The sequence below is a fragment of the Saccharothrix sp. ALI-22-I genome, assembly GCF_001984175.1.
Lineage (GTDB): Bacteria > Actinomycetota > Actinomycetes > Mycobacteriales > Pseudonocardiaceae > Actinosynnema.
This window is the reverse complement of the sequence record NZ_MTQP01000061.1, coordinates 170766-184490: the sequence shown is the minus strand read 5'-3', so window position 1 is coordinate 184490 and position 13725 is coordinate 170766. Positions and strand designations below refer to the sequence as shown.

Here is a 13725-nt window from a genome sequence, read left to right as displayed (position 1 = left end):
CCTTATGGACAGCGCGGGTCCGCGCGTGCCACTCTCTTCGCTGCCAGACGGACACCGCCCGAGCCGCGACCACGACTACCAGGCGTTCAAGCCCTACGCCGACGGCAGCGCCGCCTACCCGGCCGCCGGACCCAACACCACGTCGATCCGGATCGCCCGCGTGCTTCCCGCTCGCCAACTGATCCACGCCGTTGCACGCGCCGCACACGGCGAACCGGACTGGTCCTCAGCGCCGTGGCCGAACGCGGACGTCGAGGGCGACCTCGTAGCCGCTCACTCAGCCCCTTCCCGCGCGGGCGAAGCTCGGTTCAGGCTCAGCCCGCCAGCCGGCGGTGGTGGAACCGTGCGATGGCCGCGATTCCGGCCAGCGAGACGACGGCGCTGGTCACCAGCGCGATCTCGGTGCCGAGGCCGGCGCCCTGGGTCTCGTCCAGCAGCACCATCCCGATCCACGCCGCGACGATCGGGTTCACCACCGTCTGACCGGCCACCACGAGGTCGGCCGGCCCGCTCGCGTACCCCAGTTGGATCAGCGACGCGCCGACCAGGAAAGCCAGGGCCAGCCCGATGAACGACGCCCACCGTATCTGCGGCAGCGAGGTCGTCATGTCCCGCACCAGCACCGCGACCAGCCCGTACGCGGCGCCCGCGCCGGCGGCGAGCGCGAGGGCACGTGCCGTTCCGGAACGGCACGCCGCGACGATCGCGAACACGCACACCACGCCGGCAACCACCTGACCGGCCTGCAACGCCGCCGCCGGAGGCACGTCCTTCGTCACCGCCGAGTTCGCGGCGATCGCGACGAACGTCGCCACCCCGGCCGTCGCCGCCACCACGGCCACCGTGAACCCGGGCGTGAAACGGGGGACGTCGATGGCCGCGATGATCGGCAGCGACATGACGGCCAGCGGCGCCACGACCGTCACGGGAGCCAGCGTGAGGGCGAGGATCTGCAGCACGGCGGCGACGAACAGCACCGAGAACCCGAGCAGCCACCGCCTGTTGCGCACCAGCCGGGTGAACCGGCGGACGGTGAGATCGCCGACGTCCCGGACGCCGACGTACTGCAACGCCGCACCCACCGCGCTGAACACCGCACCCGTCAGCGCGCACAGGATCGCGATCCCGACCATCCGCCCAGGTTAGGGGGAGTTCCGGCCTGCGGCCTAGGAACCGGTCCGCAGCCGCCCGGACAGTCCGATGTTCGCGCTCACATCAGCTGACCCGTGGCGGGGCGATCGTTCACCTCTCGCGCCCGGACCCGACCCAAGTGAGCGTTCACAAACGGCGCGTTGTCGATCATTGACGGAGCGTGATCGCCTCGCTACATTGACCGAAAGTTAAGTGCGCTTCAGCGAAAGTTAAGGCTCTCGGATCGAGTCGCATCCGATGTCCGCTGCGACTCAACCGTCAACGACGACGTTGGGATCCCCGATGCGCAGATACCTTCCACGCTGGTCTCACGCCCTCGCCACCGCGTTCCTGGCGGCGGCGGTCGTGGTGACCGGTGCACCCGTCATCACCGGCACCGCCCACGCCGAGTCCAACGGCGGGGTGCGCGTGATGCCACTCGGTGACTCCATCACCGAAGGAACCCAGATCCCGGGCGGATACCGGGTCGGGCTCTGGCAACGCTTGGCCAACGGCCGGTACGTGAACGATTTCGTCGGGTCGCAGTTCAACGGCCCGGCCAGCCTCTGGGACCACGACCACGAGGGACACCCCGGCTGGCGCATCGACCAGATCGACGCCAACATCGTCAACTGGCTGCGCGCCACGACACCCCGGACCGTGCTGCTGCACATCGGCACCAACGACGTGCTCCAGAACTACGACTTGAACAACGCGCCCGCCCGACTGTCCCGGCTGATCGACCGCATCACCGCGACGACACCCAACGCGGACGTGTTCGTCGCGACGATCATCCCGCTCTCGTCGTCCACCTCGCAGGCCCGAGCCCGCACCTTCAACGCCGCCATCCCCGGCATCGTCCAGAGCAAGGTCAACGCCGGCAAACGCGTGCGCCTGGTCGACATGCAGAACGCACTGACCACCGCCGACCTGATCGACGGCGTCCACCCCACCGCCGGCGGCTACGACAAGATGGCCGCCCGGTGGTACAGCGCCCTGCGTTCGGTGCCGGGCAGCATCGGAAACCCGCTCCCGTCCGCCGCGTGACCGTCCCTCGACGATGAGAAGAGGACGCTGACGATCAACCCGTGCAACCTGCAGTACGTCTACCAAGGCCTGGACCCCAACGCCGGTGGCGACTACGGCCGCCTCCCGTACCGGATGGGCCTGCTCACGCAAACGAACTCACAGTGCTGACTCCCTGACCCCGCACCAGGCCGACCGCCGTGCACCGGCGGTCGGCCTGGTGCGGGGGAGGGGAGTACGAGCACGTGCTCTCGAACACCACCAAGCGCGGTGGTTGGTCAGGCGGTGGAGCAGGCCATGCCGTTGAGGGTGAAGGAGGCGGGCTTGGCCGTGTTGCCGGTGTGGGTGGCCTGGAACCCGATGCCGACCGAGCCGTTCGGGGCGATGGCGGCGTTGTGGGTGGCATTGCGCGCCGTCACCTGGCCGGACGACGGCGAGTAGGTGGCGTTCCAGCCGGACGTGATGGTCTGGCCGCTGGGCAGGGTGAAGACCAGGGACCAGCCGTTGATCGCGGTGGTGCCCGTGTTCGCGATGGTGAGGTTCTCGGTCAGGCCGGTGTTCCACGCGTTCACCGTGGCCGTGACGCGGCACGAGCCGGACGGCGGCGTCGTGGTCGTGGTCGTGGTGGACGTGGGAGTTGTGGTGGTGGTCGGGTTGCCGGTGCCGTTCAGACCGAAGAACGCGACGGCCTGCGCGGCCATGCCACTGGACGGCAGGCTGTGCCCGGCGCCCTGGATGCTGTACGCCTCCACCTGGGTGGTGCCGGAGGAGTCGGCGTAGCGCCGGCGGTTCCAGTTGGTCTGCGGGGTGTCCGTGGACGTCGGCGTCTGGCTCAGCCCGAACACGTTGGTCCACTGCTCGATCGATTCCTGGAGCAGCGAGTACGGCACGAGTGTGTCACCGGTGCCGTGCCACAGCTGGACCCGCGGGCGGGTGCCGGTGTAGCCGGGGTACGCCTGCCGAACCGCGTCCCCCCACTGCTGCGGGGTCCGATTCATGTTCCCGCCGGTGCACTGGCTGCGGCCGGGCGGGTAGTCGGCAGCACCGGCGAAGCAGTTGAAGGGCACGCCCATGAACGCCGCGCCGGCCTTGAACACGTCCGGGTAGAGGGCGAGCATGTGCTGGGTCATCATCCCGCCGGACGACGATCCGGTGGCGTAGACCCGGTTCGCGTCGCCGCCGTGCCGCTGCTGGGCATACGTCACCATCGACACGATCGACACCGGGTCGCTGCCGCCGCCGCGGCGCTTGGCCGCGTCCGACCAGGTGTCGAAGCACTTGCCGAACCCGGCCTCCTGCTGGGCGCTCGGGTAGATGACGATGAACCCGTGCCGGTCCGCCTGTGCGGCGAACTCGCTGCCCGAGTAGAAGCCGGGACCCGAGCCACCGCAGCCGTGCATGGCCACCACGATCGCGGGGTTGGCCGGACGGGAATCCGGCACGTAGATGTGCATGCGCATCCCGCCCGGGTTGTTGCCGAAGCTGGTGACCTCGGTCAACGACGCCGCGGACGCGGGTGTGGACACCGGGAGGGCGATGCCCACCACGGCCAGTGACGCGGCCGCGGCGAGTAAGAGGTTCCGTCTGATCTTCATGCGCCTGACTCCTTTGCCCCCGTGTGGCCGGGCGACCGGCGCGCACGGGTCGGCTGCGGGCGTGCGTGAGCAGCCCGCGTTGCATCAGATGGGGGACGTACGTCTGCGGTGTGTCTGCCGGATGGCGGACCGGCAGCGCCAGTCGACGACTGTGCCCGCACCCGTCTTGCCTGGTCCGGGCCCACGGTCGTCGCGTGACACTTAGCTTGTCCCTCGGTCATGAAACTGTCAATCAGCCGTCTCGATTGACCGGAACGCACCGGGCGGCGGCGAAACTTTTTACAGTGGGGTGCCCAACGCACACCCGAATCCGGTCGGAGCCGTCGCCGTGACAAGCCCGTACGACATCGAGGAGATCTTCCCGGATGACGCGGCGGGACAGGTCCGACTGCCGCGGCGGCAAGCCGGCAACTCGCCGCAGGGCCTGGCCGTGACGTTGCTGGCCGACTACACCCTGCGCACCCGGGCCTGGCTGCCGTCGGCGGCCATCGTGGCCCTGCTCGCCGAGGCCGGGGTGAGCCAGGCCGGCGCCCGGACCGCCATCAGCCGACTCGCCCGCCGCGGTGTGCTGGAAGGCAGTCGGCAAGGCCGCAACAGCTCCTACCGGCTGACCCGGGCCGCCGCCTCGGACCTGTCCGCCGGTGGCCGGGCGATCCTCGCCGCCGCCGACACCTGGGACCAGCAGTGGACGCTGATCGCCTTCTCACTGCCGCAAGGCGAGGTCACCCAGCGGCGCGGGCTGCGCAACCACCTGCGGTGGCTCGGTTACGCACCCCTGTACGACGGCCTCTGGATCTCGCCGCACGACCTCACCGACAAGGCCAGAACGCAGTTGTCCCGGCTCACCTTCGGCGCCACGACCGTGTTCCGCGCCCGGCACGTCGAACTCGACGCGACAATTCGCCGCAACCCCCTCGACGCCTGGGACACGACGGCCATCACCCGCCACTACGAATCCTTCATCCGACACTGGAGCCCACTGCCACCCCGCATACAGACGTCCCGGATCACCGGCGCCGAGGCGGTACGCGCCCGCACCGAGATCATGGACACCTACCGCCGCCTACCCGTCCTCGACCCCCGGCTACCCCTCCAACTGCTCCCAACGGGATGGCTGCGAGAACCCGCCCGGAACCTGTTCACCGCCGTCTACGACGGCCTGGCCACACCCGCCCAGGACCACGTGTGGGCCGTCGCGAGCCGGTTCACCGCGGACTCACTCGCCGGCATCGAGGCTCACACCGTCGCCGACCTGCTCGGCGGGCTACAGGACACCGACGGGTCCGACGAGACCGTCAGCGAGCCGAACACTGTCTCTCGTGGAGCCGTGACGGCGTCGCCCGATCAAGGCCCGTGACCCGGCCGCACTGTGGGCGCCCTTCGTGCACGTGGGTGAGTGACCACCTGGCGTGACCGCAAGGCTCTCGACCGTCCGATTGACACGATCGGGTGGCAGCGGGTCACTCTTTGTGCTGCTGACGTTCCCGAGCGGGGCTGTCTGTTGTTTCGCCGTCCGGATGCGTGGCATCCGTGGCGTGCAGGAAGCGTCGGAAGCCCGTTGTCCGGCGGCGCAGGAGGAGGTAGGCAATGACCAACGGTGGTTGGGCTTTCGACGGCGAGCCGGTCACGTTGTCACCCGACACGGTGACGCTGGTTCACGGAACCTCGTTCTGCGTGTGCGCCGCCAACGGCGAAGTGGACGGTGCCGCCGCGCAGGGAACGTTCTTCCAGGACACCCGGATCGTGTCCGGTTGGTCACTGCGAGTGGACGGCACGGCCGTGGAACACATCATCACGGTCACGCCGGATCCGTTCCGGATGACGTTCGTCGGTCGTGGACGGTCCCGCAAGCGCGATGCCGAGAGCACCCTGCTCGTGCGGCGCGAGCGGTATGTCGGATCGGGTATGCGCGAGGACATCGTGCTGCGCAACTTCGGCCGGGAAACCGCCGAGCACGTGGTGACGGTCCACGTCGAGGCGGACTTCGCGGACCTCTTCGAGGTCAAGGAAGGCCGGATCCGCAGTCAACGGGGGCAGCACCGCTCGGAGGTCGCCCAGGACGAACTGCTGCTGAGCCGGTTGCTGGAAGGCCAGAGCCGGGGCGTCCGGGTGAGTGCGGACGGTGCCGAGTACTCACCGTCCACACTCACCTTCCGGGCGGTGATTCCCCCGAAGGGGAAGTGGTCGACCTGCGTGACGGTGCAACCGGTCGTGGACGGGCTCTCGACGGAGCCGATGTTCCCGCGCGAGCGCCCCATCGACGAGTCGGTCCCGGTCCTGCGCGCCCGGCGGTGGAGCGAGGAAGTGCCCGTCCTGAGGTACGCGGGCAAGCCGGCGCTGGCCGCGACGCTGCTACGCAGCAGGCAGGACCTGGGTGCGCTGAGGATCTTCGACCCGCAGCGCCCTTCGGACATCGCGGTCGCCGCCGGCGCGCCCTGGTTCATGACGCTGTTCGGCCGCGACTCGATCCTCGCTTCGCTGATGTCGCTGTCCATCGACCCCACCCTGGCCCTCGGGACGGTGCGGACCCTGGCCCACCACCAAGGCGCGCGGGTCGAGCCGAACAGCGAGGAGGAACCCGGGCGCATCCTGCACGAGATGCGCTTCGGCGCCGACATCTCGCTGGCGTTGGGCGGCAGCAACGTCTACTACGGAACCGCGGACGCCACCCCGTTGTTCGTGGTGCTGCTGGGCGAGCTGTCGCGGTGGGGCATCGACCGCGACCAGGTCGCGGCGATGATCCCGCACGTCGACCGCGCGCTGGAGTGGATCGAGCACTACGGCGACCGGGACGGCGACGGGTTCGTGGAGTACCACCGCGCGACCGAGCGCGGACTGGTCAACCAGGGGTGGAAGGACTCCTGGGACGGGGTGAACTTCGCCGACGGCCGGATCGCGCGCGCCCCGATCGCGCTGTGCGAGGTCCAGGGCTACGTCTACGCCGCCTACCTGGCCCGGGCCTGCCTGTGCGACGACTTCGACGACCCGGACGGCGCACGGCGGTGGCGGGAACGCGCGGTGCGGCTCAAGGAACAGTTCAACCAGCGCTTCTGGCTGCCCGATCTCGGCTACTACGCGGTCGCCCTGGACGGTGACAAGCAACCCGTGGACGCCCTCACCTCCAACATCGGCCACTGCCTGTGGAGCGGGATCGTCGACGACGACAAAGCCGATCAGGTCGCCCGGTCCCTGCTCTCGCCGGAGATGTTCACCGGATGGGGCGTGCGGACCCTCGCCGCCGACATGGGCGCGTACAACCCGATGAGCTACCACAACGGATCGGTGTGGCCGCACGACAACGCCCTCGTCGTGGACGGGCTCATGCGGTACGGCTTCGTGGACGAAGCGAAGCGGGTGGCCACCGCCGTCATGGAGGCGGCCGAGGCGTTCGGCGGCCGGCTGCCCGAACTGCTGTGCGGGTTCGACCGGGCCGAGTACCCGGAGCCGATCCCGTACCCGACTTCGTGCTCGCCCCAGGCGTGGGCATCGGCCACCCCCGTGCACCTGCTGCGCGTGCTGCTGCGGGTGCAGCCGTACGCGCCGCACCGCCGGGTGTGGTTGTCGCCGGTGTTGCCCGACTGGTTCGGGCCGCTCGCCCTCGACGGCGTGCCGATGTTGGGCGTGCGGGTCTCCGTGGAGATCAACGGCGACGACGTCCGGGTGAGCGGTCTGCCCGACGACGTCGAGTTGATCCTTGAACCGGCCGGGTTCAGCGCCGGCCCGGAAGGGTGGTGAGTCGGGGTGGATCCGTTGCGCATCGCGATGATCGCACCGCCGTGGTTCGAACTGCCGCCCTCCGCGTACGGCGGTATCGAGTCGATGTGCGCCGACCTTGTGGACCTGTTGGTCGCGCGCGGCCACTGTGTCTTCCTCGTCGGGGTCGGCCGCAACGGCACGAAGGCCCACCAGTTCATCAGGACGTCGGACCGCGCTCAGGCGGACCGGATGGGGCAGGCCCTGCCGGAGTTGGTGCACGCCGTGGCGCTGCCCGGCATCCTGTCCGATCTGGACGTGGACGTCGTGCACGACCACAGTCTCGCCGGACCACTGCTGGCGGCCGGGCGCCTGGAGCCCACCGTGGTCACCGCGCACGGGCCGGTGGTCGGCGAGATGGGCCGCTACTACCGGTGCCTGTCCGGCAGCGTGCACCTCGTGGCCGTCTCGGACTCGCAACGCCGGATCGCCGCGGACCTCGACTGGGCGGGCACCGTGCACAACGCGATTCCGGTCGACCGCTTCCCGTTCCGGCGCGACAAGGAGGACTTCGCGCTGTTCCTCGGGCGGGCCACACCCGACAAGGGAGTAGTCCAGGCGATCGCGGCCGCGGCCGAAGCGGGTATCCGCCTGCGCATCGCGGCCAAGTGCCGTGAGCCGGAGGAACGGGACTACTTCGAGCGCGAGATCGCGCCACTGCTCGGCCCGGGTGTGGAATGGCTCGGTGAGGTCGATCGCGACTGCAAGCTGGAACTGCTGAGCGCGGCACGGTGCCTGCTGTTCCCGATCCGCTGGGACGAGCCGTTCGGGATGGTGATGGTCGAGGCGATGGCGTGCGGCACCCCGGTGGTCGCCTGCCCTCGTGGTTCCGTTCCGGAAGTGGTCACGCACGGCGTGACCGGGTTCGTCTGCGACGACCACGAGTCCTTGGTCGCCGCGTTGCACCGCGTCGACGAGTTGTCCGCCGACCGGTGCCGCGCCGAAGCGGCCAGTCGGTTCGACATCGGCACGATGGCCGCACGCTACGAGCGCGTCTACCGGACGGCCGTCGCCAAGCTCCGGCTGGCGACCAAGTACGACCGCACGGCCGGTTCGACCGCCTGAACGTCGGCTGGCTGATCGTCAGCTGCCTGAACGTCGACTGCCCTGAAGATCCACTGGCCTGAAGATCGGCTGCCTGGACGTCGGCTGGCTGAAGGTCGACTGGCCGAACGTCGGCAAACGGCCTGACGGCCGATTGACAAAGATCGCGCCCATCCCCAGTCTGGGAGCGCTCCCAGTCATCAACGTCGATGAGGACACCGCCCATGAGATCGCGTCTTGTCGCGCTGCCCGCGCTCGTCGCATTAGTCGCCGTCCCGCTCACCATCCCCGCCGCACAGGCCGACCCCGCCGTCACGGTCACCGTCAACGCGCGGGCGGGGCTGGAGACCGTCGACCCGGCCGCGATCGGCGTCAACCACGCCATCTGGGACGCCCAGCTGGGCACCGACGCCGTCGCCGACCTGATGAAGGACGCGGGCGTGCGCGCCATGCGCTACCCCGGCGGCTCCTACTCCGACATCTACCACTGGCGCGACCACACCGCGCCCGGCGGTTACGTCGCGCCGAACACCGACTTCGACCACTTCATGGCCGGTGCGCGGCGGGCGGGCGCGCAGGCCGTCGTCACCGCGAACTACGGCACGGGCACGCCCGAAGAGGCCGCCGAGTGGGTGCGCTACGCCAACGTGGAGAAGGGCTACGGCGTCAAGTACTGGGAGATCGGCAACGAGCTGTACGGCAACGGCCACTACGGCTCCGCCTGGGAGGCCGACGACCACCCGGACAAGAGCCCTGCGGGTTACGCGAACCTGGTCCGGGACTACGCGATCGCGATGAAGGCCGTCGATCCGACGATCAAGATCGGCGCGGTGCTCACCACGCCGGGGGAGTGGCCCGACGGCATCACGGCCTCGGGTGACGCCGGGACGTGGAACCAGGTCGTGCTGTCCGTCGCCGGGCCGGTTGTGGACTACGGGATCGTGCACTGGTACCCCGGTGGCGACACGGCCGCGCAGGTGCTCACCAAGACCGATCGCGTGGCCGACGCGATCCGGCTCGTGCGCGAGCAGTCCCGCCGGCACGCGGGCAAGGACCTCGCCATCGCCATGACGGAGGTCAACACGTCGTTCGGCCGCAACACCCAGCCCGGGGCCCTGTTCGCCGCCGACGCGTACGCGACGCTCCTGGCCAACGGCGTGTTCACGGTGGACTGGTGGAACGTCCACAACGGAATCGGCCGGGTGTCCACAGTGGCCGGTCACACCGACTACGACGACTACGGGCTGCTGTCCAGCGCGAGCTGCACCGCCGACGGCACGACGTGCCAGCCCGCGCTCAACACGCCGTTCGCGCCCTACCACGCGATCTCGATGGTCTCGCGCTTCGCCCGCCCCGGTGACCAGCTCGTGGCGGCCTCGGCCACCGACCCGCTGGTCCGCGCCCACGCCGCGCGCCGTGCCGACGGCGGCTTGGCGGTCATGCTGGTGAACCAGGACCCCGACGCGGTCAAGACGGTGTCGCTGCGTTACGCCGGCTACGCACCGGCCGACGCCGCGCAGGTGCTGACCTTCGCCAACGGCGACACCGGCATCGCGACCGCCGCCGGAACCGCGTCGACCGCCACGCTGCCGCCGTACTCGATCACCACTCTCGTGCTGCGGCCGTCCGGTTCTACGGCCGGTCCGGCAGCGCCGCCGCGTCCCTCTGCGGGTTCCGTCACCGACACCACGGCCACCCTCACCTGGGCCGCTCCGCCCGCAGGCGTGAAGTACGAGGTCCACCGGCACACGGGCGTCGGCGCCGAGCAGTGGGGCGAGACGACCGGCACGTCGTTCACCGCGGCCAACCTCACGCCCGGCACGCGCTACACGGTGAACCTGGTGGCCCGCGACAACGCCGGCCGCGTCTCGTGGTCCTCCCCGCCGCTGACGTTCACCACGGGCACACCCACCACGTCCACGTGCGCGGTCACGTTCCGCGAGACCACCAACTGGGGCAGCGGTTACGTCGCCGACATCGAGATCGCCAACACCGGCACCGAAACCCAGGACGGCTGGACGTTGACCTACACGTGGCCGACCACGTGGCAGCAGGTCTCCAGCGGCTGGAACGCCACGTGGACCCAGACCGGCACCGAGGTGCGGGTGTCGAACACGACCCGTCTCGCGCCGGGCGCCACCACCACGGCCGGTTTCGTCGGCGCCTACCAGGGCCCCAACGTCCGACCGACGACCTACACCCTGAACGGCACCCTCTGCACCACGCGGTGACGTTGCCGGTTCGTGCGCGTCGATCCGTCCACCCATCCATCCGGATGACGACGCGCGCGGACCGCCGTCCTGCCGTGTGGGGCGGGTCGTCAGCGGTTGGTCAGGACGACCTCGTACTGGTCGGCGGTCGGCGGGAGGCCGGTGTCGAACTTGGCGTTCACCACGGCGAGCCGGTGGCCGAACAGGGCGGCGGTGGTCGGTACCTGGTAGTGGGGGCTGGTGATGGTCTTCTCCAGGGTGCCGGATGTCAGGTCGGAGCTCAGCCGCCAGCGGGTGACCTTGTTGTCGAGGTTCTGCACGACCCACAGGTGTCGTCCGGAGCGGATGATCCCGTCGACGTTCGGCACGTTGACGCCCGCCACCACGGCACTCTCGCCGGTCTTCGCGTTCACGGTGTAGATCGCCGCGTTGGCCGAGTGGGCCACGAGCAGCGTGCGGCCGTTGCGGACGGCCTCGATGCCGTTGAGGTTGAACTCGCCGGTGAGGTCGGCCGCCGGGCCGCTCAACGTCAGCGTCTGGGCGGTGCCGAGCTTCCCGCTCGGGTCAACGGGCACGAAGTACAGCTTCGGCTGGGTGGAGTCGGTGAACCACGCGCCGCCCGGCACGAGGATCACGTCGTTGACCACGCCGCCGAGCTGGTAGGTGGCGACGTCGGCGCCGCTGGTGCCGTGGTAGACGTGCGCCTGGCCGCTGAACCCGCCCGCCACGAACAGCAGCTTCGTGATCGGGTCGAACTTCATCCCCAACGCCATCCGGCCGGCGGGGGCGTCGATGAACAACTCGGCGGTGCCGCGCTGGTAGTTGCCCCGGAAGATGTCGCCCGCGAACAGATCGCCGGCGTAGAACGTCGCGCCGTACCCGGTCGCTATGCCCTCGGCGGACGTGGCGCCCGGCAGCACGATCACGTCGGTAGCCGGCACGGCCACCGCGGGCGTCGCCGTCACCGTCGCCGCGACGAACGCCGTGACGAGAGCAACCAGTCGAACGATAGAAGTCATGATCGTCCCCTCGTTGAGGCGTAACCGCCGCCCATCATGAGCGCCGGCCCGGAGCGCCGCGACAGGACAGACGCCTCGGAACCCGAACGGAAACCTGGACGGGGGACAACAAGTGGCCGAACCCCCGGTCGGGTCGCACACTGTGCGGGTGACCGACGGCGGTCCGATCGCGACCCGCAGGCTGGGTCGGACGGACGGCAGACGGGTGCGGAAGGAGGGGTGGCCTTCAAGCCTTCACGAATGAGGGCCACCTCCTCCGGCTGTCTACGGGGTCAGCCGACGACGTCTACGAAGATCGGGTTGGTGTAGCACCAGGTGTCCTGCCACGGGTCGCCGTTGCCTGGCTCGTGGGGGATGGGGCCGTGGGGGTCGATGGTGGCGCCCAGGAGGCCTGGGCCGTTGCGCTTGCCGTCGCTGCCGCGCACTCGGAGGTACAGCGACTCCTCGACGTCGGTGATCGGGATGCGGAGCACGAACGTGCCGGTGCGGTCGGAGACGTCTGTGGTGTGGGTGACGCGGGTGTCGGGGGCGCGCCACTGGTCTCGATCTGTTGCGGGGCCGCGTACGGCGCCGCGGATGACGTCGAGGTGGGCCAGGCGGGGGAGTTCGCCGTGGTCGTTGGGGCGGGACGTGGTGGTGACGGTGATGGTGAGAACAAGCCGTTCGCCGCGCCGGACGCGGAGTCGGCCGCCCAGAGTCACGCCGTGGCCGGTGCCGTTTTGCTTGGTCAGGCGGATGTCGATGCCGTCGACCAGGTGGCCGTGATCGACCCAGACGCGACCGGCTCGCAGGCCCGCCATGACGTCCCGGTAGCCGTACTTGGTGACACCCACGTGGGTGCGGCTGAACTGGCCGGGCCAGAAGTCGCCGCCTGGCTGGGGCTGGGTCGTGTTGACCGGGTCGGGGAGGCGGCCGGTGTTGTCGAAGTTCTGGCCCGGCAGCCAGTCGCCGTTGCGCCAGGTGTCGAACACGACCCGGTGGACGTCGGAGTTCGAGGTGATGGTGAACAGGCGTCCCTCGGCGAGCATGGCGTCCCACAGGCCGCCCACGGTCGCCGTCGCCCAGTCGAAGCCGCCGTGGGTCACGTACGCCTCGCGCGGGTAGCCGGGCCAGGAGTTGGCGGACGGGCTGTTCTCGTACTCGCCGCGGATGCTGGTCGGGCCACGCCAGCCGGGGATCGCCCCGCCCTGCGCGCCGGGGGCGCCCTCCATCCCGATCATGATCTGCGGTGCGGCGTCACGCCAGTTCCGGATCTCGTGCGGGGAGTCGATGCCCAGCCGCATCGGGTGGTTGGCCAGGACCAGGACGTCGTCGACGTAGCCGGTGCGGCGCTGCTCGGCGAGCCACCGGAGGGCCTTGACTGCGTGTGCCTCGTTGCGCGCGGTGTCCGGGTGGTCCGGGCCGCCTGCGGTGTAACCGAGCAGCTTGCCGTCGTAGGCCAGCTCGAACCGGGTGAGCAGGTCGACCTCGTGCCGGCCGGGCGGGGAGAAGACCGTGCAGTGCTCGGCACCGGGGATGTACCACTCCAGGCCCTGGAAGATCAGCATCCGCTCGTTCTCGGCCCGAGCCTTGAGGATCTCCCGGTGCTCGGCCTGGGCGCCGCCCGCGTTGGCGTGCCCGAAGTTGCTGTGCTCGGTGAAGACCAGCCAGTCCAGGCCGAACCGGGCCGCCGCCTGGGCGATCTGCGAGAACGTGTACTTCGCGTCGTGGCTGTAGACCGAGTGCGCGTGGTGATCACCGACCAGGTACACGAGGCGCGGGTCTCCGCCGCCGGGGGCCGACGACGCGGAGCCCTGCCCGAGCGCGGCCCCACCGGCGAACACCGCACCGAACAGGCCCGCACGGCGCAGCAGTCCGCGCCGGGAGATGGCCTGCGCGTCGAGCGACGCCGCGGGCACATCGGGGTCGGCCCACTGCGGCAGCGGCTGAATCACGGGTTGCCTCCAT

General features: G+C 70.1%; 9 protein-coding genes. 5 read left to right on the top strand and 4 right to left on the bottom strand.

What is annotated here, in order from left to right:
* Positions 1-314: 314 nt before the first annotated feature.
* Positions 315-1133 (bottom strand): DMT family transporter, encoded by an 819-nt coding sequence (locus tag ALI22I_RS21350; protein ID WP_077007291.1) that lies wholly within the window; start codon positions 1131-1133, stop codon positions 315-317.
* Between the two features lie 301 nt (positions 1134-1434).
* Between ALI22I_RS21350 and ALI22I_RS21345 the strand changes: the two genes are divergently transcribed.
* A complete protein-coding gene (locus ALI22I_RS21345; RefSeq protein ID WP_083751903.1) occupies positions 1435-2178 on the top strand; it encodes an SGNH/GDSL hydrolase family protein in 744 nt (247 codons plus the stop codon).
* 257 nt (positions 2179-2435) lie between these two features.
* Here ALI22I_RS21345 and ALI22I_RS21340 read toward each other — a convergent pair whose 3' ends face one another.
* Positions 2436-3752, bottom strand: coding sequence for an extracellular catalytic domain type 1 short-chain-length polyhydroxyalkanoate depolymerase (locus ALI22I_RS21340; protein WP_077007290.1), 1317 nt, complete (start codon positions 3750-3752; stop codon positions 2436-2438).
* Between the two features lie 328 nt (positions 3753-4080).
* Between ALI22I_RS21340 and ALI22I_RS21335 the strand changes: the two genes are divergently transcribed.
* The 4 genes from ALI22I_RS21335 (at position 4081) to ALI22I_RS21320 (ending at position 10780) form a co-directional block, all read left to right on the top strand.
* A complete protein-coding gene (locus tag ALI22I_RS21335; RefSeq protein WP_083751914.1) occupies positions 4081-5109 on the top strand; it encodes a PaaX family transcriptional regulator in 1029 nt (342 codons plus the stop codon).
* 230 nt (positions 5110-5339) lie between these two features.
* Entirely contained in the window at positions 5340-7487 is a 2148-nt protein-coding gene (locus tag ALI22I_RS21330; RefSeq protein ID WP_077007289.1) for an amylo-alpha-1,6-glucosidase, read from the top strand.
* Positions 7488-7493: 6 nt separating this feature from the next.
* Positions 7494-8570, top strand: coding sequence for a glycosyltransferase family 4 protein (locus ALI22I_RS21325; protein WP_077007288.1), 1077 nt, complete (start codon positions 7494-7496; stop codon positions 8568-8570).
* 203 nt (positions 8571-8773) lie between these two features.
* Positions 8774-10780, top strand: coding sequence for a cellulose binding domain-containing protein (locus ALI22I_RS21320; RefSeq protein ID WP_077007287.1), 2007 nt, complete (start codon positions 8774-8776; stop codon positions 10778-10780).
* An 89-nt stretch (positions 10781-10869) separates the two neighbouring features.
* Here the strand turns inward: ALI22I_RS21320 and ALI22I_RS21315 are convergent, their stop codons facing one another.
* Together ALI22I_RS21315 and ALI22I_RS21310 are read right to left on the bottom strand one after the other, a co-directional pair.
* Entirely contained in the window at positions 10870-11778 is a 909-nt protein-coding gene (locus tag ALI22I_RS21315; protein WP_077007286.1) for a hypothetical protein, read from the bottom strand.
* 272 nt (positions 11779-12050) lie between these two features.
* Entirely contained in the window at positions 12051-13712 is a 1662-nt protein-coding gene (locus ALI22I_RS21310; RefSeq protein ID WP_077007285.1) for a PHP domain-containing protein, read from the bottom strand.
* Between the last annotated feature and the right edge of the window lie 13 nt (positions 13713-13725).